Source organism: Moorena sp. SIO3E8 (assembly GCF_010692445.1).
GTDB lineage: Bacteria > Cyanobacteriota > Cyanobacteriia > Cyanobacteriales > Coleofasciculaceae > Moorena > Moorena bouillonii.
This window is the reverse complement of record NZ_JAAHHM010000018.1, coordinates 135,654-156,965: the sequence shown is the minus strand read 5'-3', so window position 1 is coordinate 156,965 and position 21,312 is coordinate 135,654. Positions and strand designations below refer to the sequence as shown.

The window sequence follows — 21,312 nt, the reverse complement described above, 5'->3', positions numbered from 1 at the left end:
GTGCCCAAATTCAAGGAGTAAACAGTAAAGATGAATGTCGCCAAATCGTGCAAAGCGCTGGCTATGACTTCACCCAAGAGGAGCTTGAAGACTATACTGGCCAATTGTTGGAGTCAAGTGCTGCTGAAGATGGTCTGAGGGATCTTGATCAACAAGAACTAGAAGCTGTTTTTGGTGGGGCTAGTCAAGTTATGGGCATAAAGGGAGGTATTCAGCCACTTTATGGGGTTATTTGGCCGCCGCTTCAGCTGCTGTATGGCGCTGTCCTAAACGATACTCTCTAAGGAAGTTTGAGCAATAAGCTCAGGTTGATTCCGACAGACACAGATCATACCATTTCAGTTTATGGATGCTACAGATAGTTAGTCGGTAAGGGAGTAGCCAAAAAAACACCAGTTTTTAGCTCGTCCGGTGGGCAAAAAAAATTTTGATTATTTTGAATACTCTAAATTATATCACTTTGCCCACCCTACTTGAATTGATATCTTTAATTGGTAGTTTTTTGACACCAAAGTATCTAATTTGTGATTGGCTTACTATTACCCATTACCCTAAAACCAGTCCCTTAAACTGTGCAGGTTAACCATGTATCAGCTGATGTCTGTCCCTCTTTCGAAATAACTTAAAATGGGAGAATTGTGATGACTTATCGCAGAATTAGTTATGCCGTCTGGGAAATCACCCTTAAGTGCAATTTAGCCTGTCAACACTGTGGTTCTCGGGCTGGTCATACCAGGGCTAAAGAACTTTCCACTACAGAAGCCCTAGACATGGTCAGACAACTGGCCGACGTTGGGATTACAGAAGTCACCTTAATTGGAGGTGAAGCCTTTCTACGTCCTGACTGGCTCGATATTGCCAAAGCGATTACTTCTGCTGGAATGGTCTGTGGCATGACCACTGGAGGGTTTGGGATTAGCTTAGATACAGCCCGCCGGATGAAAGACGCTGGGATTCGAGTAGTTTCTGTGTCCGTGGATGGTTTAGAAGCCACACACGACCGGTTGCGGGGTAGGAAAGGTTCTTGGCAATGGGCGTTTAAGACCATGAGCCATCTCAAAGAGGCCGGTATCCCCTTTGGTTGTAACACTCAAATTAATCGCCTCAGTGCACCAGAGTTTCCCCAGATTTACGAGCGTATCCGGGATGCAGGAGTCTTCGCTTGGCAAATTCAGTTGACTGTACCTATGGGGAATGCGGCGGATAATAGTGACATTCTGCTGCAACCCTATGAGTTGCTAGATGTTTACCCGATGATAGCGCGGGTGGCCCGTCGGGCTTTTCGGGAAGGGGTCAAGGTTCAAGCTGGTAATAATATTGGTTACTATGGTCCCTATGAACGACTGCTGCGGGGACGGGGAGAGGAGAATCCTTGGGCATTTTGGCAGGGGTGCAATGCTGGACTATCTAGCTTAGGCATCGAAGCCGATGGTGCTATCAAAGGTTGTCCCTCATTGCCGACTTCCGCCTACACTGGAGGTAATATCCGAGACCACTCCCTGCGTGAAATTATTGAAGAGACCGAGGAGTTGCGGTTTAATCTAGGAGCTGATACTCCTAAAGGTACAGACCATCTGTGGGGTTTCTGCAAGAGTTGTGAATTTGCTCAACTGTGTCGTGGTGGCTGCAGTTGGACTGCTCATGTTTTCTTTGACCGCAGAGGGAATAATCCTTACTGTCACCACCGCGCTCTTACTCAGGAAAAACAGGGTATTCGGGAACGAGTTGAAATCAAGCATCGCGCCGAAGGTAACCCTTTTGACAATGGCGAATTTGTTCTGATTGAGGAACCGATTGATGCTCCTTGGCCAGACAATGATCCACTTCACTTTAGTGCTGATCGTATACTTTGGCCAAAAGGTTGGCAGGACGAAGAAGAGTTGGTGCCATTGTTAGCTAGTACTAGTGGTTAATTTAAGATCTTGCACTATTGTGATTAATCGTAGGTGGGCAGTGGCTACCAAAGCTATTGCCAGCACATGAATCTCTATCAAGCACTGCCCACCCTACATCAAGCTTGTGATTAATCGTAGGTGGGCAGTGGCTACCAAAGCTGCCAGCACATGAATCGTTTGTCAAGCACTGCCCACCCTACATCAAGCTTGTGATTAATCGTAGGTGGGCAGTGGCTACCAAAGCTGCCAGCACATGAATCGTTTGTCAAGCACTGCCCACCCTACATCAAGCTTGTGATTAATCCTCGGTGGGCAGTGGCTACCAAAGCTATGGCCAGCACATGAATCGTTTGTCAAGCACTGCCCACCCTACATCAAGCTACATCAAGCTACATCAAGCTAATTATCCCTTTGAGCAAGCCATTCCTATGACTAATATCTCCACTGATTCAATAGCGCTAGATAATACTCCAGTTTCCGATCACAAGACTAGTAATTTGAAAACTAGTAATTTAGAGTTATCCATTGATGACTCTCAGACTGATGTAGATTCTCCCTTGCCCCTGTTACCACGCTCAGCTTGGACTAGTCAGGTGGCATTATTGAGAGTTATTTTTAGAGCCAAGAAGGCTTTAGACCGAATCGAGCAGGAAGCTGGTTTGTTGAGAGGTTAATACAAATTCCAAAGTCGGGTTAAAACTTAACACTTAAAAACTCCCTTGAAAATCCAGTCCGCCCAGGCGGGCTTTTTTTTTGGACGCGCGACCTAAGCCTGGTCTGGGCTAAAGGGAGGTTATAGCGCTACGGGCAAGGCAAAAGGCTTGCATACAAAAGGCAGAAGGCAAAAGTTTACTATAACAGCTTTTCAGCTTTTATCAATGTCCTAACCTTAATGGGTAGTGCTATATCGCTTTTTAGTACTGTTTTGTTTTGACTGAAGTGACTAGCCTTAAAAAGACATAACTGTTTAGATTATGTGCTTAATAATGATTGTTTTTACAGTTTTGACAAAAAAACGGTCATGATTGGGAATAAAAAATGAAATAAATGCATCTTTTTGGTCGTTTTTATAGTGGCATATCCCTTGAAATTATCGAAAAAAAAATATATGATATAAATAAGATGACTCAAAGAAAACGATCATCTCAACTGAAACTAAGATTATTGACGAGGAAATTAAAAAATGGCTAACATTACAATTGCAGATATTGCTCCATCCAAAGAATCTGAAAGCTTTATCAAAGATCTAAGCGATAATGAACTTAATTTAACTCATGGAGGTCGAAAAGATACTGTAATTATTATTATTATTATTCCTCAATTGGGCTAATTTAAATTATCAATACAGTCTTAATCCAGAGAACTTAACTTAGAAAAATAAATCATCAAAAATGCCCTCTGATCAGCATCAGGGGGCATTTAATTTCAGGAGGCTAAAGACCAAGAGTGGAATGTAGAATTGAGAATTGATAATTCTACATTCTACATTCCACTCAAGACCTAGGCAGCTTGGTAAGCTAAGTCAAGGTTTTTCGTAACTTCAAATTGCTCAACCTGTTGCTTAGTCCATTCAGAAAATAAATTTAATAGGATTTTAGAGCGCAGGTTATCATCCAATTGCGGTTCAATAATCTCCTCCACCAAAATCAGGTGTACTCCCTTAGAGGTCACAATGGGTTTGATAACCTGCGGTGGTTTTGCTGCAAAGACAGCAGCAGAAATCTCCGGCTTGATCTGCTCACGACTTACTACTCCTTGATATCCCCCAGAGCGACGTAATTCTTTATCCTGGATATACTGATGAGCAACATCATAGAAACTCATCTCCCCTTCCTGAATTCCATAAAATAGTTCCATCGCTAAATCTTCATCATCTATGATTACCTCATACATCACCACACCAGCATAATCTAGCTGATTTTCAAAGAAATATGCTTCAACTTTATCGGCAAATAAATGCTTAGCTAATTTTCCATAAATAGCGCCATTGTATACCATGGCTTCAAACTCTTCTAAAGTCATACCATGTTTTTCCAGCCATGCCCAAGTTTCCTCAGCACTCCCGAGTTGGCTAAGTATCCTGAATTGATCTGCTGCGTCTTGAAGTTCTTCTGTTTCTACTTGGATACCCGCCTCAGCGGCAGCAGATGCGATTAACTTGCGGATAGTAATTGCTTCGATAATCTCAGGAATCTTACAAGATAGCTTTACTTCTTCAAGAATATCGTCTTTGGTAATTGTGATAGCTGGTGACATCGTGTTTATCCTAGTAATTTAAACTGTGAAATTTATAGTGCTGGGTGCAGGGAATAGGGAATAGGGAATAGGGAATAGGGAACAGAGTGTGGGGAGAGGGAGTAGTGTGGGGAGAGGGGGGAGACAAGAAGAGTGTGGGGAGAGAGAAGAAGTAGTTGACGAGAATTTGGTATTTTTAAATACATTGTATTGATGCAATAGCGAGTGGTGGAAACCACACCACTTGCTCCCCACCCCCCCCACACCTCCCACACTTCCCTCTCTTTCCCTACTCCCAGCTCCCTAAAACCGAAGATGAAAGTACCTCAAGCAATTGAGAACTGCACTAATTGATAATGCCCTGAATTGACTGATATGACATCCCGGAAATTACCTATAATTTCAAACCTCCTTGCTGCAACTTCTTAAACGGATCGAGAATAAAATCAATAATCCGACGCTGGCGTACAATCACCTCAGCAGTCGCTGTATCTCCAGGACGCAACCCAATACACTCCTTACCTGTGGGAAGACAATCTTGATTTAAGGCAATTTCTATGTTGTATGCTGCTACCTTTCCATTTTGCGTTTCCACCTCAGAGGTAGTTGGAGAAATTTCCACTAATTCTCCTGCTATCACCCCATACTCTTGAAACGGATAGGCATCAAATTTCAATTTAACTGGCATTCCTTTCTTTAAAGAACCACTTTCAGTGGTTGCCATCTGGGCTCGAATAATTAATGATGAATCCTCTGGGGCAATTTCTGCTACCATAGTTCCCTGCTGCACTACAGCACCAGGTCTTTGAATCGGTAACTGAAATACCATTCCACTGACCGGTGCCTCTAAGACTCGTTGCTTTAACTGAAGCTGCAAGGAGTCAATCTGACGCTTACTCTGAGAAATTTCTGAATTTAGGGTAGTAATTTGGGTCTCTATATTATTCAGTTGTTCTTCTATTTTAAGTACTGATAACTTACCGGAATGAATTATACTCTGATAACTCCTTTCCTGTTCTTTTAATCGTAACTTTGCTTGCTCAATATCTGCCTGGGCTTGACCCATTGTCCGTTTATAACTACTTTGTTCTTCCATAATCCGTAACTTAGCTTGTTCAATATCAGACTTAGTTTGTTCATAGAAGCGTCGCCTTTATTGTACCACATCATCCTTATCTAATACATCAATTTCTGGCACAACTCCTTGTTGCCAAAGTTTACGATAGCGTTGCACTTCTCGCTGGGCATTAGCTAAACGAATTTCTATTAACTTAGAGGCAGTTTTACTAAGTTGAAGAGTTTGCCTAGCCTGATTAACTTGAGCTAATTTTTCGTCTTTTTGTAAGTTATAGGAATTCCTAAGATCAGTTATAGTCTGTCGCGCTTGGTCAATTTGAGCTTGCTTTTCCAAGGCTTGGGCTTGATTTTGTTGCTGCTGAGTTGTCAAGACTACCACTAACTGATTTTTTAGTAATTCTAACTGCGATCGCCTACTCAATTGCCCTTTTAATTTATCGTTAATTTCCTGCAATTCAGTACGAACTAACCCGGATTTCAAAATCACTAAATTTTGTCCAGCCTCAACCTTTTCCCCCTCTTTAACCTTAATTTCATCCACGGTACCGGCTACAGAAGCATCCAGCCTCACGGTCTTACCCTTTGGTTCAAGTCTTCCTCTAGCTGTACCGGTTTCATCTACCTTATAGAGCATCGACCAGGGTAAAATAATAGACACAAATACTACTAGAAAGTACAGTAATCCCCTAGTCCAAACCTGAGGTAAACTATCGAGTAATTCTTTAGTGGCGTAAGACCAATCATCAGTAAACTTACCTAAGTCTGGGGCGTTGAAACTATCTTGATCATGATTAGTGTCTTGTAGGTGAGTTGGACGATGTCCATTTAAGTGTCCATTTAAGGTATTGGGCATAATTTTAGTTATTAGTTATTTGGGATTAGTTATAGGTAAAGTCTTGCCACTTGCCACTTGCCTATTAATTATTGGATATTACCTGATAAACTCTTCTGGATTACTCATGATTCATGACTAAGTTGCTGATGATTAAGATAATAATAATGTCCCCGTTTTGCCATTAATTCCTGATGGGTTACCCTCTCAATCAAGACTCCTCTATCCAGCACTAAAATTAAATCCGCATTCCGGACTGTAGACAACCGATGAGCAATGACGAATGTTGTTCTACCTTTGAGAATATGAGTGAAATTATGCTGAATAATCCGTTCAGATTCTGCATCTAAATGGGAGGTGGCTTCATCTAAGACTAATAACTTAGGATTGCCTAACAAAGCCCGTGCGATCGCAATCCGTTGCCGTTGTCCGCCAGATAATGTCCCTCCCCCTTCTCCAATCTGGGTTTCATAGCCCATGGGCAACTGTTTAATAAACTCATCAGCACCTGCCAATCGTGCTGCTTCTATAATCTCGTCTAAACTAGCGGCAGGATGACCTAAGCTAATATTTTCCCGAATGGTTCCACCAAACAAAAACGTATCTTGGTCTACTACTCCCACTTGCGATCGCAAAGACCCTAAGGAGAGGCTGGTAAGATCAAGGCCATCAATCAATACTTTCCCATCTGTGGGTGGATACAATCCCAACACCAATTTAGAAATCGTCGTTTTGCCTGAACCACTGCGTCCCACTAGGGCTACCATTTGTCCTGGTTTCACTTGAAATGATAGATTTTCCAGTACATTTAAATCACTCTCTGGGTGATAGCGAAAGGTGACGTTATCAAAGGCAATGTGACCCTGAATGGATGGTAACGATTGACGGGCTTGATTGAGCAAATCCTCCTCTGGTTCGGCATCCAACACATCATTAATCCGTTCCATAGCAATAACTACTTCCTGGAATTGATTCCATAACACGGTTAACCGCTTGAAGGGAGTAATAATATTTCCCAACAGCATATTGAATGCCACTAATTGTCCAATGGTTAACTGATTCTGAATCACTAACCACGCTCCATACCACAGCAGGCTTGTGGTTACTACGGCTTCAATAGCATTACTAAAAATTTGCAGACGATTGCTGATAACTTGCCCATCAAAACTTGTCTTAATTTCCTTATTTAATAACTCCTCCCAATGCCAACGTACTGTTTGTTCTACTGCGGTTGATTTTACCGTACTTACACCGGAAAGCGCTTCAATTAGATAACTATTTTCTTTAGCCATCGATTGAAATATTTCTCGGGAAATCCTGCGTAAAAACGGTGTTGCAATCAATGCTAGCCATAAGAATGGCGGCACAATTACTAAGGCCAATAACGCCATTTTCCAGCTGTACCAAACCATCAATCCTACATAGATAAATACCGTTACTAAATCCAGCAGAATTGATAACGCCTCACCGGTAAGGAACCGCTCAATCTTGCGGTTTTCCTGAACCCGTGATATAATGTCACCAACATAGCGGGACTCAAAAAACGAAAGAGGCAACCGCAGTGTATGGCGAATAAATCCTACAATCAGTGCTGCATCTACTTTATTAGCCGTGTGGTCTAGTAGATATTGCCGCAACCCCATCATTGCCACTCGAAACAGGCTAAATATCAGCAGCCCTAAGCCCACCGCCATTAAGGTTAGCCCAGAGCGCTGTACCACCACTCGGTCTAAAATTAGCTGGGTGAATAGAGGTGTAATTAATCCAAATATCTGGATAAATAAGGAAGCAAGAAATACCTCTAACACTACTAACCCATGGGGTTTGATTAACTCAAAGAATTGCCAGAAGGGAGTACTCGTCTCTTTAGCATCCTTGAGTAATGCTGTTGGTTGTAGCAGCAGTGCATAACCGGTCCAATCGGCGTTAAATTCTCGATGGGTGAGACTACGTTGACCAATGCCAGGGTCACAAACAATCACTCGTTTCCGAGTAATTTCATAAACGACAATATAGTGTTTACCTTCCCAATGGACTATAGCTGGCAATTTTTGCTTCGCTAGCTGGTCAAGACTGGCTTTAACTGGACGAGTAGAAAAGCCAATACTTTCCGCTGCTGCTGATAGTCCTCGCAATGATGCGCCATTGCGGTCAACATTAGCGATATCCCGCAAGCGATTCACACTAAAGCGTTTACCCCAATAGCGAGATACCATTACCAAACACGCGGCACCACAGTCAGAGCCACTCTGCTGGGCAAAAAACGGATAGCGTCGGATTACCCGTTGCCATAAATGCCCTGCTTGCTGGGTCGGGTTAGGAAAGTAAGCTTTGCTAACTTTTTTCTGGGATTTCTGGGACTTGGCTTCCCCAGACCGAGACTGGGAGATGGTCAGATGGGGGGATGGGGAGATGGGGGGATAGTCAGATGGAGTGATAGGGGGAGTAGGGGAGCTAACTAGTAGGGCATTACGAGCTTGCGCCTGACTCCAAAAATGCTCTCGGATTTCGGGATACTTATTGATCAGGGGAAACAAGACTTCCCCCGGTACAAAGCATAGCTTTAGCTTCAGAGAAGCTCTAGCGCTATAGCTGGCTAAGTCAGCGGAGGGAAACAAGGTCAATTCCCCAAATGATGCCCCTGTTTCTAAGCTGGCAATTAAGTCACCGGCCTGATTCAGCAACCTTACCTGTACTAGTACATGCACCCTCAAGATCAGGTTTCGACTGATGTCCTGACATATCTGTAACTAAAAAGTCTTTAACTCATTGTTTTGATGATCGAGGGTGGATGTTGGCTTTTATGTTGGTTTTAATCGTCAAATTAACCTAGTATTGTGGATTTTTTGGATGATTTTGGCCAATTTGTGGCTTATTTTGTCGTTTTTTTGGATGATTTTTATCTAATTTTAGATTTTGGTGGATTTTTATGTTGTTTGTGTAAAGTTTGATTTAATTTTTGGATCAAGATAATCAGGCACTAGGGATTAGGTTCTTTTAGGGAGAAGTGGGAGAAGCTTTCAAGGGTATGTTTTTTACAAAGACGTCAGGTGTGGGGTGTGGGGCGTGGGGTGTGGGGTGTGGGGGATAAGACAATTATTAGCAAGTCCCCTGGTACAAACTCTATCCTGCAATTCCAAGCACAAATTATGCAATTCTCAGAGTCATGAGGAAAAAGCTAATCCCTTTAAGGCAAAAGGCAATAGGCGTGCATGCAATAGTAAAGAGGGTTTGAAGAGAATAAGTGTCAAATAATAATGTACCTCATTACTGCGAGAAACGCTATAGACATTTCGTGCTGATCAATAATATTCTGAGTCTTCTTGTTGAATAAAACTCCAGAGTCACACAAATAAATCGCTGTTTTCGTGTAACCTTCTACTATTTCCTTAGAAGCCCTTTGCATACACTTCCCCATATCTGAGTCGTTAGTCTCTCCATCAACAGCTTCACCAGAAGCATCATTACTATTACCAGAAGATTCTAGTTCAGCATCGATCAGTCGTTCAGCTTTGACCTCATTATAAGCACGTTCAACAGAGACTTTCTTCCTCAGTCTTCCTTCTGGGTTATAAAGCTGATCTATCACAGACTCACGATCTTCGGTCGGCACTGATAAGATGTCATAGGCCATCTTGTTTGTTCCTTCTTCCAGAAGTTTTGACCACTTTTTGGCAAGATCAGCATTCTCCTCTTTTTGAATAGCTTCAACCACATTGAAGCCAATACCCTACCCCCTGAGCTACAATAGACTCTTAACGGACTGCGCTTTCAGGAGCTCCCGTCATGAATTCTATTTCAACAACCATTACCCTGCAAATTCCTGACTTCCTCTATCAGCGCTTGGTCAACACTGCCCAAGCAACTGAACGCTCTCTTGAAGCTGTCATGCTCCATGCTTTACAAATTGGTAGTCCCCCCAATTGGTCTGATGTACCTGAAGAATTTCAAGCAGATCTAGCTGCCTTAGATAGGTTGGAAGACCAAGCTTTGTGGCCCATCGCCCAGAGTAAAAAAACACCGGAAGAAATGGAGCGTCACTACTGGTTGTTAGCTCAAAATCAAGAGCGTTCTTTAACAGATGCAGAACAGATTGAACTTGAGCAGCTTAAGATTTCAGCAGATCGTTTTATGCTACGCAAAGCTCATGCAGCGGCTCTCCTGAAATGGCGCGGTTACCCAGTTCCTCAAAGTATTGTGTAACCTCATGGCCTATATTCCAATATCTTTGAAGAATGAGATTGATCGCCAAGATCGCCGTTATTGTTGTTATTGTCAAACCAGTGAGGCAAATAGTGGTATTCCTTTAACTTACGATCACATTTTCCCACAGCTCTATTGGGGGAAAGAGCATATTTTCCAATGTTTGCCTCGCCTGCTATACCTGCAACCAATTTAAATCGGATACAACTGTTGCCCTCGACCCTTTAACCAATCAAACTGTTCACTTATTTAATCCCCGCACTCAGAATTGGGATGAACATTTCTCATGGAATGTGGATTTCACAAAAATTCAAGGACTAACCCCTGTGGGACGAGTAACAGTCATTACGCTCAAAATGAATAATCCCCTTGTTGTAGAAGCACGGTTTCGATGGACAATTAATGGTTGGCATCCCCCATCTTTTCTAGGGGAAAGATGAGCATATCGTACTTTCTATTTTCACCACACCCTACACCCCACACCCTACACCCTACCCCCTGAGCTACAGAGTTCCTGAACCGAGTGCTGCCTGGGGTACATTAGCTTTGGTTGGTGCCTTCGGTGCAGGTTCATTACTAAAGCGCCTGCCTAAAGCAAGCAGAAAGCTGATCAACTGATGGCATAACGATAATATAGCCATTGAGTTATTCAGAGCATAGGTATGTAGCGCTACAGTAAACTGAAGTTATGGGATTGACCTTGGCCTTTGGGCCACGCTAGGGGAATGGTCACGCTTGGCGATTGACCGTAGGTCACGCTACGCGAACGCTATTGACTCTGAAGCAGTGATACCTAATGTCAATTAACTCAACTCTATCCCTTTAACTCTAATACTGATTCTGATTCCACCCAAAATTTATATTGGGTGGAATGGTTTTATGACGTTTTCTCTACTAAATTTATTATTCTGACGTTGTAGTCGATAATTCCATATTTTTAACCACCTCAATTTTACCAATTTGTTGCTTCAACCATCCACTAAACAAATCCGAAATAATCTGATACCTGAGCTGATCATCCAATTCCCCTTGAACAATCTCCTCCACCAAAAGCAAATACACCCCCTGAGCAGTCACAATCGGCTTAAGCACCTCTGGGGGATTAGTAAAAAAGTTGCTAGTAGTGCTTTAGGGACAGGCTCCCCCTGATTTTATCAGTAGCCAGTATTGGGACAGTCCGTCCCGAAATGAAACGGGCAAGATGCCCGTTCCACCAAGATGCCCGTTACACCCACCGGGTGAAACAGCATGGATTGAGATGCACCCCTACGGAACTAGGTTAGTTTTTAAGCAATGCTTAACCAACTAAATGTTTAACCAACTAGTAGCAAAGAAATTATTGTTATTATTCCAAAGTTCAACAAGATCAGACTGATTATCACCATTTAAATCGGTAACTAAGTAATCAGTATCGGATCGAAAGTCTCCTACTTGTGTATTACTGCCCAGGCTAAATCCACCGCTACCATTACTAATCCAAGTCGCAGCAAAGAAATTATTGTTATCATTCCAAACCTCGATTAGATCAGAGTTACCATCCGGATTTACATCAGCGACTAAGTAATCAGTATCCTCTCGAAAGTCTCCTACTTGTGTATTACTGCCCAGGCTAAATCCTCCGCTACCATTACTAATCCAAGTCGCAGCAAAGAAATTATTGTTATCATTCCAAACCTCGATTAGATCAGATTCACCATCCGCATTTACATCAGCGACTAAGTAATCAGTATCGGATCGAAAGTCTCCTACTTCTGTATTACTGCCGAGGTTAAATCCACCGCTACCATTACTAATCCAAGTGGCAGCAAAGAACTTATTATTATTATTCCAAAGTTCAACGATATCAGACTGATTATCACCATTTACATCAGCGACTAAGTAGTCAGTATCGTTTCGAAAATCTCCTACTTCTGTATTACTGCCGAGGTTAAATCCACCGCTACCATTACTAATCCAAGTGGCAGCAAAGAACTTATTGTTATTATTCCAAAGCTCGATTATATCAGACTGATTATCTCCATTTACATCAGCCACTAAGTAGTTAGTATCGTTTCGAAAGTCCCCTACTGCTGTATTACTGCCGAGGTTAAATCCACCGCTACCATTACTAATCCAAGTGGCAGCAAAGAACTTATTGTTATTATTCCAAAGTTCAACGATATCAGACTGATTATCCCCATTTACATCAGCGACTAAGTAGTCAGTATCGTTTCGAAAGTCCCCTACTTGAGTTGTTGAACCTAAAGCAAACATGGAACTAGTGTTGAGCAATACTGAGACGTTGTTGGAGCCAGAGTTGGCCGTCGCAATGTCTGGTTTACCATCGCCGTTGAAATCCCCTACGGTGATGGAAGAGGGATTACTGCCCACATCAAACTGACCAGAAGGGGTAAAGCCTCCTGCACCATTCCCTAATAGCAGTGAGACTTGATCATCACTTGCTGCAGCAATGTCCAAGTTGCCATCATTATTGAAGTCCCCCACGGTGACTTCAGAACCTCCACCGGTTGTAAATGGTATGGGAGAACCAAAGGTACCATTTCCATTGCCCAACAGCACTGCGATGTCGTTCTCAGCACCAGAACCACTTCCTATGACTAAGTCCAGATTGCCATCTTTGTTGAAGTCTCCCACAGCATCAGGAGCGGCAAAAGACACACCTGTTGGAATCGATATACTAGGCTGAAAGGTTGTTGTGCCGTTCCCTAACAGCAGCGAGACTTGGTTGCTGCCACTTCCTGTGACTAGATCCAGGTTACCATCGTTGTTGAAGTCCCCCACAGAGGTAGAAAAGCCACTAACCCCGGTGGTAAAGTCGTTAGTAAGTGGAAAGCTCCCCGTCCCATTTCCGAACAACACCGAGACTATACCTGGTGAGGAAAATCTTCCTACCGCTATATCCAAATCTCGATCGCGGTTGAAGTCCCCCACGGCCACGGATAGAGGAATATCTCCTTCGTTGACTTGGGTGGCAGGACCAAAGCTGCCATTGCCATTTCCTAGCAATACTGAGACAGTGTTATCAGTCGAGGATGTAAAAGGAGTACCGAAGTCTGCTGTCACCAAATCCAGGTTACCATCTTTGTTGAAGTCTCCCACAGCAATGTCAACGGGATTTCGTCCTACAGCAAAGTTCCCACTTAAGGTATAGCTTCCTGCGCCATTATTTAACAGCACCGAGACGTTATTAGAGTCTGAGTTCGCTGTTACTAAATCCAAATCACCATCACCGTCAAAGTCTCCGGTGGCAATAGCAGCAGGACCAGTTCCTACTGTAAAGTTGTTAGCGTTGCTAAAGGACACAGCAAAAACTCCTTGATATACCTGCATCAATTCTGGCAAAAATGCTGAATCTACAGCAATCTGACCCGTACAACATTCTAGATTCCAATCACCACCCAAGGCAGCATTACCCGTGCGGTTCGCAGAAGCGGCAATCTCAGTACCAGTTATTTGGTGTAGTCGTTCCAACAATTCTGTACCAGCATCTCCAGTAGCAACATTGCAGCCGTAGAGCAGAATAGGAGTGGCTGAATCAGTGGTTGACCAAGTTTTTAATTGAGGGAGGTAATGGTTTAAAGTATCTAGACTAAGTTCGCTATTCCCTAAATACAAACACCCCGGTGAACCGTGAGAAACGATGTGAATAGCAGAAATATCAGTGCGTCCTTGCAGAGCCTTGGTAATTTGTACCACACCATCCTGTGTAGATTCCAGGACAATTACCTCAGTTCCCGGTACCGTACCATCAACTAAACTCTGATAATCATCAACCCCTGAGTCAATAAAGATAATAGTGCTAGAGATTTTGGAGTAACGTGTTAAAGGGTTGTGTTGATCAGTTACGTAAAAGTTTAAGGACTTATCGAGATCGTTGCTTATTACATCTTTGGTGGCTAACATTTTATAATCCTTATTTGGTTATATTGACTATAAGGCGTTGCATTGATGCGGGATGATTTAACCCGGAACAACTCTCACTTTGTAAATCAATCCAAAAACCTAATTTTTCTACAGTTTTATATAAAGTTTTGTAACTATTTCCCTAAAATTTTGTAACGCAATTAAAACTATATAACAAACTACAGGGGTTTGCAAACCCCTGTAAGTAATCAGCAATGGGAGGCTATATATATAGCGCTACAGTAAACGGAAGTTATGGGATTGACCTTGGCCAAAAGGCGAAGCTACGGGAATGGTCACCCTTTCGGCTTTGCCGACGCTGCGCGATCGCTTAGCGTGGCCTACGGCCAAACGCGATTGACCGTAGGTCACGCTACGCGATCGCTTTTGATTCCCAAGCAGTAATACCTAATGTCAATTAACTCAACTCTATCCCTGGAACTCTATAGCACTACGTATTAAGGTGTTTGACATTTATACAAGCACCACTAGCTGTTGTAGTCAACTTTTGCCTTTTGCCTCTTGCCTTGCCCATAGCGCTATACTACTGATTCTTATTCCACCCAAGGTTTATCTTGGGTGGAATTGTTTGATGAGGTTTGATCAGGTCTAGCTTTCAAGGGAGCGACCCAGAAGCAAAAAGAATATAACTAATTGAATTTAGTTTCTCAAAACTTAGATATTTGTTCAGGTTTACTTGATACTTGTTATGACTTGACCCACTAGTAGGGTTATTTTTCAAATCGACCAAGACACAACTGAATTCCTTTTGTCACTTTTTTCATTGATTAACCCCTTTAAATCCTGGAATAAAGCCTAGAGTATAGTCATGGAATAAGGCAAGAAAACCTCTAAACACCTAGTATATATATACTTGCAATCGACCAAGATATAACTGAATTACTTTTGTCACTTTTTTAATTGATTAACCCCTTGCAATCCTGGAATAAACTCGAGAGGATAGTCATGGGATGAGGCAATAAAAGGTCTAATCCTAAACAAGAATAATTACTGTAAATAGGACATTGACGAATGGCTAACATTACAATCTCTGACCTTGCTATTGCACCTGTTTCTGAAAGCTTCATTACTGAACTTGATGAGCATAATATCAACGGTATCATCGGTGGAACAAGAACAGTAACAACAACTGTCTCTCCAAATGGTGAAGTTAAGGTTGTTGTTAAAGAGTGCACTCCCCCTCGCCCAGTAATAGTAATCAGATAAAGACCAGCACGATTATAATTTCAATCCAGTAACCCATGGATAACTATTATCAATGGCTAGGATTACAATCTCAGCTCTACAATTCGGCTGAACTAGAAATAAATTATCTGTTCACTTAAGTATCAGCCGAATAAATCGCTGCTATGCTGGGAGACGCTGCTGAAAAAGTGTTATAACAAAATACCTAATTAGGTATCAAATAATCCTCTGGTATCTATCAGAGGATTATTTGATTAATTCAGCAATATCTACTAAATTTAGTCGTCTAACTTTGATTCCAGATTTTTCACCACCTCAACTTTCCCAATTTGTTGCTTGAGCCATGCACTAAACAAATCCGAGATAATTTGATACTTGAGCTGCTCATCTAATTCCCCTTTAACAATCTCCTCCACCAAAACCAAATGCACCCCCTGAGCAGTCACAATCGGCTTAAGCACCTCTGGGGGATTAGCAGCAAAAACAGCAGCGGAAATCTCGGGCTTCAAATCGTTACGGTACATTATCCCCCGATAGCCAAGTTTTCGACGTAACTCCTGATCCTGAATATACTCGTGAGCCACATCATAAAAACTCACATCCCCTTCCTGAATTTCATAGAAAAGTTCTAGAGCCAAATCCTGATCATCTAATACCACTTCATACATCACCACACCGGCATAATCCAACTGATTTTCATAAAAATAAGACTCAACGTTATCCGCAAATAAATGATCAGCTAACTTTCCAGAGGTAACCGTGTCATAGACAACCTCCTCAAAATCATCCAGAGACATACCACGTTGTTCTAACCAAGCCCAAGTTTCCTCAGCACTACTGAGGTTGTTCATTAATCGCGTTTGGTCAGCTACTTCCTGAAGTTCTTCAACCTCAATAGTTATCCCCGCTTGATCGACAGCATCCTTGATCACCTGACGATTAAGAATCTCCTCAACTAGATCAGGAATATTACCCGATAGCTTAACTTGATGCCAAATATCTTCCTTAGTAATAGTTATATTTTGTTGGGAATTAACCATAAGTTTTGACCTAATTTACTTCTTGATTAGTGGTTTTATAATTATCAGTTTAGATGTGAAACTAGAAGTTATGGGAACAGGGAACAGGGAACAGGGAACAGGGAACAGAGAAGTCAGAGGATATCTGAAAAGTTTTTTTATACTGAATTTTGCCCCCCTAGCCCCCCAAGCGAGCAATCCCTCGCTTGGGGGGAACAAGAGTCAATTTGCTTCTAAAAGTCCCCCGCCCCCCTAACCCCCCAATTCTGGGGGGAATTAGCGGATGCTTCGCTTTTTTACAGATGGGGATTTAGGGGGCTTGGATGTAGCAAATGAGACTTCTCAGACAACCTCTCAGAAGAGGGAAGTCGGAAGTCGGATAAAGATCAATTTCATCTGGCAATAGAAAGCTAATATCATTTTATGACAATTACCTTTAATAAAAATATCCCCCATCTCCCCATCTCCCTATCTCCCTATCTCCCCATCTCCCTATCTCCCCCTCTCCCCCCCCTCCCCACCCTCCCCCCACTTCTTTTAGTTATAACTCACCTAAATCTTAAGAAAATCGAAAGATTACATGGACACACAAGGGTCAGGGATTGGTCACCCAAATCCCTGATTAGGATAGCCTTTCACTGGCCTTGTAGTACAAATGCACGGGGGAACTTCAGTTTGGAACCGCTTTGCGATTGACCTTGGCCTTTAGGCCACGCTACGCGAATGGTCACGCTACGCGATCGCCTTTGGCGCGGCTTCGCCGATCAGCTTCGCTGATCGCAAAGTTTTTTAAAGACGTTCAACAGGAATTGGCTGGATAGTTATTGGTTAACAAAGGTTTTGATATAGCAATCCGTGTAGAAATTGAGAAAATTTTGATGCCATATTCCCTACTCCCTACTCCCTACTCCCTACTCCCTACTCCCTGTTCCCTATTCCCTGTTCCCTGTTCCCTTTGCTATAAGATAGTCAGACGTTTTGAGGAGGAAAGCACAATGCCCTATGTTACTAGTATAGAGCGCCTTGCTCGTCAAGAGGGGATAGAAGAAGGCATTCTCCAAAGTAGTAGAGAGAATGTTTTGGAAGTGCTTCAGGTACGATTTGAGGATGTGCCAAGGGAGTTGGTTGAGACAATTAACCAAATTGAGTCGGTCTCTGTGTTGAAAACTTTGCTTCGACAAGGAATTACTATTGCTTCTCTCAAAGAGTTTCAGGGTTGGCTTGACCAATTGCTGTCTCTTGAGCAAGAACAGAGGTTTTGAGGAAGAAAGTACAATGCCCTATGTTACCAGTATAGAGCGCCTTGCTCGTCAAGAGGGGATGGAAGAAGGCATTCTCCAAACTAGTCGAGAGACTCTTTTGGAAGTGCTTCAGGTACGATTTGAGGATGTGCCAAGGGAGTTGATTGAGACAATTAACCATATTAAGTCGGTCTCTGTCTTGAAAACCTTGCATCGACAAGGAATTACTATTGCTTCTCTCGAAGAGTTTCAGGGTTGCCTTGACCAATTGTTATCTGTTGAGCAAGAACAGGAGGAAGGTTGAATACCGGCTATAGCATTTGTATCTGGGTTGTAAACACACGAATTGCCGAAAAAGGCAAGAGGCAAGAGGCAAGAGGCAAAAGGAACCCACCCCTAACCCCTCCCAGGAGGGGAAAGAGATCCGGAGTTTTATTGGACAGTAAAAAAAGATCTCCTAGGTTTACATCTCAAATACAAACGCGCTTATTTTCACTGAACAGGTAGCTTGGCGCTCATTGGCTCTCCTAATTTAGGATATTAACGTAAAACTTCGGCAGGTATTACGATGAGTAACGATAATTCTTATCCAAGACATAGCGTTGATTATTCAAAGCTACAGCAGCTTCTTTCGGAAGGTAAGTGGAGAGAAGCAGACTATGAGACATACCTTGTAATGCTAGAAGTAGTTGGCCGTAAAGAGGGAGATTGGATCAGACCAGAAGAGATCAAAAACTTTCCCACTACTGACCTCTTAGCTATTGATAAATTATGGCGTAAATATAGTTACGATAAATTTGGATTTAGTATCCAAAAGAAAATTTATATTGATAATAAACAATCTGTAGAAAAATTATCAAGACAAGACTCTGGAATCATATCTAATGAGTCTGTTGAGTTTGTCAAGCGTGTTGGTTGGCAGATGGATAGTTACAAAGATCTGATCTTTGACATTACTCAAGCACCATTAGGACATTTACCTGGATGCTGGGCGTTTCGATTTTTTGGTTTTGGTTGGTATCTGATGTCGCACAAGGGGATATAGTTTTCTGAGTTCCCTACTCCCTGCTCCCTATTCCCTATTCCCTACTCCCGATTCCCGATTCCCGATTCCCGATTCCCGATTCCCTTAATTTTATGGACAATGATATCGTTTTGTTTCTAGCTACTGTTGGTCTACTTATCCTGTATCTGGTATTTTCTGCCCTAACTGAGATGGGTACCAAGTTTCCTTGGAAGAAATAGTTGATGGGTTTGCCCAAAACCTTTAACACTCAACCGTCAACCGTCAATAATCTGAATACTATAGCAGAGGTCAAGCCATGGTTGCACCCCTATCTTCTCCGACTAAACTAGACGTCATCTACCCCGAACGTGATGGAAAACCGATGTCAGACAATACTAAACAGTTTCGCTGGATTGTCACAATTCAAGGCGGTTTAGATGCCCTGTTTCAGGATGACCCTAATGTCTTGGTGGTAGGAGACTTACTGTGGTATCCCGTAGAAGGCAATAATAAAATTTGTACTGCTCCTGATGGGATGGTGATCTTTGGTAGACCCAAAGGTGATCGTAGTTCCTATCTACAGTGGAAAGAAGATAATATCCCCCCACAAGTGGTGTTTGAGATACTCTCTCCAGGAAACACCCTCACCGAAATGGCCAAAAAACTGGCATTTTATGACCGCTATGGGGTTGAAGAGTATTATCTCTATGACCCAGATAAAGTGGACTTGAGTGGCTGGCTGCGTAATCAGGGTAAGTTAGAGGTGATTGACTCGATCAGCGATTGGGTGAGTCCGAGATTGGGGATTCGGTTTGATATGAGTGGTACACAACTCCAGATCTATCAACCGGATGGCAAGCCTTTTGCTACCTATCTTGAGTTAGCCCAAGGGAAGCAAGAAGCTGAATCGAGAGCAGAGCAAGCTGAAGCCTTGTTGGCTCAGGAACGACAACAGATGCAAGCCCTTTTAGCCAAATTGCAGGAAAAAGGGATCGAGCTGGAATAGCTTGAATTCACCTGGATAATTCACCAGTTCCTAAACTTCCTCGCTTGTTCTGTTCCCGCTCAATTGCTTCAAACAAAGCACGAAAATTCCCTTCTCCAAATCCCTTGGCCTGACAGCGGCGCTCAATGATTTCAAAAAAGAACGTAGGCTTCCCAAAAATGGGCTTGGTGAAGGTTTGAAGTAACAAAGCTTGGGGAAACTGTTGCTGCCAATCTACTAAAATTTCTCTGGTAGCAATTTCTTCCCATTCTGCTGTTGGTAAGGGTAAATTAGAGCCCCCTGGTCTTTGCCGCAACTGGCTGTAGTAGCTGGAAGGAACTTCAATAAACGGCAAACCTCGACCACGGAGTTGAGCGATCGCTTCTACTATATTGCTAGTTCTAAGAGCAATATGCTGGATTCCTGGTCCACCATTGAAATCTAGAAATTCCTGAATCTGGGAATTAGCAGACGTTGGTTCATTGATCGGCAACTGCACCTCACCAGTGGGATTAACCATGACCTGAGAGTATAAACCAGACTGTTGTGTCTTAATAGAAAATATTTGTTGTGGGCAAAATCCCAGCACTTGTTGATACCAATTTACTGCCCGTTCTAACTCACCAGCCGCTACATTAAGTACCACATGATCAATGGTGGTGAACATGGTCTGAGGATTGTTATTGACCTGGTTTGCCTCTCTACTAAGGGAGGGTACCTTACCATCAGCAGTATTCGTGATCCAGTTCAACTGAGCCGGGAAAAAGGATTCCTCACAGATGCCATCCCGCTCAACTAGGGTATGAACCAGAGAACCCCAGGAGGGGATTTTACTCCACTTTAGCCGTCCCTGTCTTTGCAATTGCTCCTGAGGTAATTTTACCACTTGGTTTCCTTGAGCGATCGCATTCTCAATCACTGCTTCGAGGTCTTCTACAAGAAAAGCGATGTCAGCCACCCCAGGAGGATGTAGACGCAAAAACTCAGCAATAGGACTTGTTGATGTCAGAGGTGAAGAGATAACAAAAGTGATTGAGCCACTTTTGACAACTTCTGTGTAGGTATGGTGACTACTGCCACTAGCGACCCGTTGAAAGCCAAGAATGTTGACTAACCAATCAGAAAAAACTGTAGCATCTTCAACATAGAAATGAACATGATCAATTTTCATGGGTGACATCTAGTTAAAGAGCTTATACTGTTTTTAATGTTGCTATTTTTAGAAAATTATACCAATTTGCAGTGGGGAAAAGAGGATTACAGATATTTTACATATCTGAGTGGGTAAGTCATGGCATTTTCAGCTGATCTGACTTTTATCACTCCCCACACCTCCCACACCTCCCACACCTCCCACACTCCCCTCTCTTTCCCGATTCCCGATTCCCGATTCTCGATTCCCGATTCCCCTGAGATGGCCGATTTGCTTTGCGTGACTCGCGTAGCGTGGCCATAGGCCAATCCCTAAAGCGCGGAAGCTTTGCGTGACTCGCATCTGCTGGTAATACCTCTAAGGCAGACATCTGCATTGTTCCAGCCAGATAGTTGAAACTTGAGACTTGAAACTTGAGACTTGAGACTTGAAAATCCTACCTTTGCGCATTCGCGAATTCTCTTGAATTCCCAATTCTTAATTCTTAATTCTTAATTCTTAATTCCCAATTCTTAATTCTTAATTCTTAATTCTTAATTCTTAATTCATTCATGGCT

General features: G+C 42.7%; 24 protein-coding genes. 13 read left to right on the top strand and 11 right to left on the bottom strand.

The features are described from left to right. The 4 genes from F6K46_RS10190 to F6K46_RS10175 form a co-directional block, all read left to right on the top strand. Window positions 1-284 (top strand): Nif11-like leader peptide family natural product precursor (locus tag F6K46_RS10190; protein ID WP_293116982.1); only part of this gene is annotated, 284 nt, incomplete at its 5' end. Between the two features lie 357 nt (window positions 285-641). Next, complete coding sequence (locus F6K46_RS10185) at window positions 642-1,913, top strand: nif11-class peptide radical SAM maturase 3 (RefSeq protein ID WP_293051655.1); 1,272 nt, start codon at window positions 642-644, stop codon at window positions 1,911-1,913. Between the two features lie 323 nt (window positions 1,914-2,236). Then, a complete protein-coding gene (locus F6K46_RS10180) occupies window positions 2,237-2,569 on the top strand; it encodes a hypothetical protein (protein ID WP_293051658.1) in 333 nt (110 codons plus the stop codon). Between the two features lie 509 nt (window positions 2,570-3,078). Then, complete coding sequence (locus tag F6K46_RS10175) at window positions 3,079-3,225, top strand: hypothetical protein (RefSeq protein ID WP_293051661.1); 147 nt, start codon at window positions 3,079-3,081, stop codon at window positions 3,223-3,225. A gap of 170 nt (window positions 3,226-3,395) precedes the next feature. On the opposite strand, the gene F6K46_RS10170 is transcribed toward F6K46_RS10175, so the two are convergent. From F6K46_RS10170 to F6K46_RS10145, 6 genes are all read right to left on the bottom strand, one after another. Further along, window positions 3,396-4,151 (bottom strand): peptidylprolyl isomerase, encoded by a 756-nt coding sequence (locus tag F6K46_RS10170; RefSeq protein ID WP_293051664.1) that lies wholly within the window; start codon window positions 4,149-4,151, stop codon window positions 3,396-3,398. 32 nt (window positions 4,152-4,183) lie between these two features. Beyond that, on the bottom strand, window positions 4,184-4,405 hold the full coding sequence (locus F6K46_RS10165) for a hypothetical protein (RefSeq protein ID WP_143727427.1): 222 nt from the start codon (window positions 4,403-4,405) through the stop codon (window positions 4,184-4,186). A 119-nt stretch (window positions 4,406-4,524) separates the two neighbouring features. Then, complete coding sequence (locus F6K46_RS10160; RefSeq protein WP_293051668.1) at window positions 4,525-5,226, bottom strand: HlyD family efflux transporter periplasmic adaptor subunit; 702 nt, start codon at window positions 5,224-5,226, stop codon at window positions 4,525-4,527. A 57-nt stretch (window positions 5,227-5,283) separates the two neighbouring features. Then, window positions 5,284-6,060 carry a biotin/lipoyl-containing protein gene (locus tag F6K46_RS10155; protein ID WP_293051671.1) on the bottom strand — a complete coding sequence of 259 codons (777 nt, stop codon included), beginning with the start codon at window positions 6,058-6,060 and terminating at the stop codon, window positions 5,284-5,286. Between the two features lie 104 nt (window positions 6,061-6,164). Continuing rightward, window positions 6,165-8,747 carry a peptidase domain-containing ABC transporter gene (locus tag F6K46_RS10150; protein ID WP_293051674.1) on the bottom strand — a complete coding sequence of 861 codons (2,583 nt, stop codon included), beginning with the start codon at window positions 8,745-8,747 and terminating at the stop codon, window positions 6,165-6,167. A 539-nt stretch (window positions 8,748-9,286) separates the two neighbouring features. Next, the gene (locus tag F6K46_RS10145; protein WP_293051677.1) at window positions 9,287-9,673 is read right to left on the bottom strand and encodes a hypothetical protein; all 387 of its coding nucleotides are present in this window, start codon (window positions 9,671-9,673) and stop codon (window positions 9,287-9,289) included. Between the two features lie 152 nt (window positions 9,674-9,825). Here F6K46_RS10145 and F6K46_RS10140 point away from each other — a divergent pair, with 152 nt between their 5' ends. After that, a complete protein-coding gene (locus tag F6K46_RS10140; protein WP_008189230.1) occupies window positions 9,826-10,242 on the top strand; it encodes a hypothetical protein in 417 nt (138 codons plus the stop codon). Between the two features lie 903 nt (window positions 10,243-11,145). Here the strand turns inward: F6K46_RS10140 and F6K46_RS10135 are convergent. Together F6K46_RS10135 and F6K46_RS10130 are read right to left on the bottom strand one after the other, a co-directional pair. Then, the gene (locus F6K46_RS10135; protein ID WP_293051680.1) at window positions 11,146-11,334 is read right to left on the bottom strand and encodes a hypothetical protein; all 189 of its coding nucleotides are present in this window, start codon (window positions 11,332-11,334) and stop codon (window positions 11,146-11,148) included. 213 nt (window positions 11,335-11,547) lie between these two features. Then, window positions 11,548-14,145, bottom strand: a complete 2,598-nt coding sequence (locus F6K46_RS10130) for a DUF4347 domain-containing protein (RefSeq protein WP_293116979.1) — start codon at window positions 14,143-14,145, stop codon at window positions 11,548-11,550. Between the two features lie 255 nt (window positions 14,146-14,400). Here F6K46_RS10130 and F6K46_RS10125 point away from each other — a divergent pair, with 255 nt between their 5' ends. Then, window positions 14,401-14,550, top strand: a complete 150-nt coding sequence (locus tag F6K46_RS10125) for a hypothetical protein (RefSeq protein WP_293051687.1) — start codon at window positions 14,401-14,403, stop codon at window positions 14,548-14,550. A gap of 627 nt (window positions 14,551-15,177) precedes the next feature. Next, window positions 15,178-15,372: a hypothetical protein gene (locus F6K46_RS10120; RefSeq protein ID WP_293051689.1), complete on the top strand. Its 195-nt coding sequence runs from the start codon at window positions 15,178-15,180 to the stop codon at window positions 15,370-15,372. A gap of 257 nt (window positions 15,373-15,629) precedes the next feature. On the opposite strand, the gene F6K46_RS10115 is transcribed toward F6K46_RS10120, so the two are convergent. After that, window positions 15,630-16,391: a peptidylprolyl isomerase gene (locus tag F6K46_RS10115; protein WP_293051692.1), complete on the bottom strand. Its 762-nt coding sequence runs from the start codon at window positions 16,389-16,391 to the stop codon at window positions 15,630-15,632. Window positions 16,392-17,062: 671 nt separating this feature from the next. On the opposite strand from F6K46_RS10115, the gene F6K46_RS10110 reads away from it, so the two are divergent. The 4 genes from F6K46_RS10110 to F6K46_RS10095 all read left to right on the top strand — a co-directional run bounded on the left by F6K46_RS10110 (window position 17,063) and on the right by F6K46_RS10095 (window position 18,656). Next, window positions 17,063-17,191, top strand: a complete 129-nt coding sequence (locus F6K46_RS10110; protein WP_293068629.1) for a hypothetical protein — start codon at window positions 17,063-17,065, stop codon at window positions 17,189-17,191. Window positions 17,192-17,194: 3 nt separating this feature from the next. Continuing rightward, window positions 17,195-17,632 carry a hypothetical protein gene (locus tag F6K46_RS10105; RefSeq protein WP_293068632.1) on the top strand — a complete coding sequence of 146 codons (438 nt, stop codon included), beginning with the start codon at window positions 17,195-17,197 and terminating at the stop codon, window positions 17,630-17,632. Window positions 17,633-17,645: 13 nt separating this feature from the next. Next, complete coding sequence (locus F6K46_RS10100; protein WP_293068634.1) at window positions 17,646-17,915, top strand: hypothetical protein; 270 nt, start codon at window positions 17,646-17,648, stop codon at window positions 17,913-17,915. Window positions 17,916-18,179: 264 nt separating this feature from the next. Then, the gene (locus tag F6K46_RS10095) at window positions 18,180-18,656 is read left to right on the top strand and encodes a GUN4 domain-containing protein (protein ID WP_293068637.1); all 477 of its coding nucleotides are present in this window, start codon (window positions 18,180-18,182) and stop codon (window positions 18,654-18,656) included. Window positions 18,657-18,690: 34 nt separating this feature from the next. Here the strand turns inward: F6K46_RS10095 and F6K46_RS10090 are convergent, their stop codons facing one another. Then, window positions 18,691-18,873, bottom strand: a complete 183-nt coding sequence (locus F6K46_RS10090; RefSeq protein WP_293068640.1) for a hypothetical protein — start codon at window positions 18,871-18,873, stop codon at window positions 18,691-18,693. A gap of 60 nt (window positions 18,874-18,933) precedes the next feature. On the opposite strand from F6K46_RS10090, the gene F6K46_RS10085 reads away from it, so the two are divergent. Then, window positions 18,934-19,623 carry a Uma2 family endonuclease gene (locus F6K46_RS10085; RefSeq protein WP_293068643.1) on the top strand — a complete coding sequence of 230 codons (690 nt, stop codon included), beginning with the start codon at window positions 18,934-18,936 and terminating at the stop codon, window positions 19,621-19,623. A gap of 7 nt (window positions 19,624-19,630) precedes the next feature. Here the strand turns inward: F6K46_RS10085 and hppD are convergent, their stop codons facing one another. Beyond that, complete coding sequence (gene hppD, locus F6K46_RS10080; RefSeq protein ID WP_293116977.1) at window positions 19,631-20,773, bottom strand: 4-hydroxyphenylpyruvate dioxygenase; 1,143 nt, start codon at window positions 20,771-20,773, stop codon at window positions 19,631-19,633. 120 nt (window positions 20,774-20,893) lie between these two features. Between hppD and F6K46_RS10075 the strand changes: the two genes are divergently transcribed. Further along, window positions 20,894-21,058, top strand: a complete 165-nt coding sequence (locus F6K46_RS10075; protein WP_293051883.1) for a hypothetical protein — start codon at window positions 20,894-20,896, stop codon at window positions 21,056-21,058. Window positions 21,059-21,312 lie beyond the last annotated feature (254 nt).

Coding starts and splice junctions, on each gene's coding strand:
- F6K46_RS10185 (WP_293051655.1), top strand. CDS start 642: ATGACTTATCGCAGAATTAGTTATGCCGTCTGGGAAATCACCCTTAAG.
- F6K46_RS10180 (WP_293051658.1), top strand. CDS start 2,237: ATGAATCGTTTGTCAAGCACTGCCCACCCTACATCAAGCTACATCAAG.
- F6K46_RS10175 (WP_293051661.1), top strand. CDS start 3,079: ATGGCTAACATTACAATTGCAGATATTGCTCCATCCAAAGAATCTGAA.
- F6K46_RS10170 (WP_293051664.1), bottom strand. CDS start 4,151: ATGTCACCAGCTATCACAATTACCAAAGACGATATTCTTGAAGAAGTA.
- F6K46_RS10160 (WP_293051668.1), bottom strand. CDS start 5,226: ATGGAAGAACAAAGTAGTTATAAACGGACAATGGGTCAAGCCCAGGCA.
- F6K46_RS10155 (WP_293051671.1), bottom strand. CDS start 6,060: ATGCCCAATACCTTAAATGGACACTTAAATGGACATCGTCCAACTCAC.
- F6K46_RS10145 (WP_293051677.1), bottom strand. CDS start 9,673: ATGGCCTATGACATCTTATCAGTGCCGACCGAAGATCGTGAGTCTGTG.
- F6K46_RS10140 (WP_008189230.1), top strand. CDS start 9,826: ATGAATTCTATTTCAACAACCATTACCCTGCAAATTCCTGACTTCCTC.
- F6K46_RS10130 (WP_293116979.1), bottom strand. CDS start 14,145: ATGTTAGCCACCAAAGATGTAATAAGCAACGATCTCGATAAGTCCTTA.
- F6K46_RS10125 (WP_293051687.1), top strand. CDS start 14,401: ATGGGATTGACCTTGGCCAAAAGGCGAAGCTACGGGAATGGTCACCCT.
- F6K46_RS10120 (WP_293051689.1), top strand. CDS start 15,178: ATGGCTAACATTACAATCTCTGACCTTGCTATTGCACCTGTTTCTGAA.
- F6K46_RS10115 (WP_293051692.1), bottom strand. CDS start 16,391: ATGGTTAATTCCCAACAAAATATAACTATTACTAAGGAAGATATTTGG.
- F6K46_RS10100 (WP_293068634.1), top strand. CDS start 17,646: ATGCCCTATGTTACCAGTATAGAGCGCCTTGCTCGTCAAGAGGGGATG.
- F6K46_RS10095 (WP_293068637.1), top strand. CDS start 18,180: ATGAGTAACGATAATTCTTATCCAAGACATAGCGTTGATTATTCAAAG.
- F6K46_RS10085 (WP_293068643.1), top strand. CDS start 18,934: ATGGTTGCACCCCTATCTTCTCCGACTAAACTAGACGTCATCTACCCC.
- hppD (WP_293116977.1), bottom strand. CDS start 20,773: ATGAAAATTGATCATGTTCATTTCTATGTTGAAGATGCTACAGTTTTT.
- F6K46_RS10075 (WP_293051883.1), top strand. CDS start 20,894: ATGGCATTTTCAGCTGATCTGACTTTTATCACTCCCCACACCTCCCAC.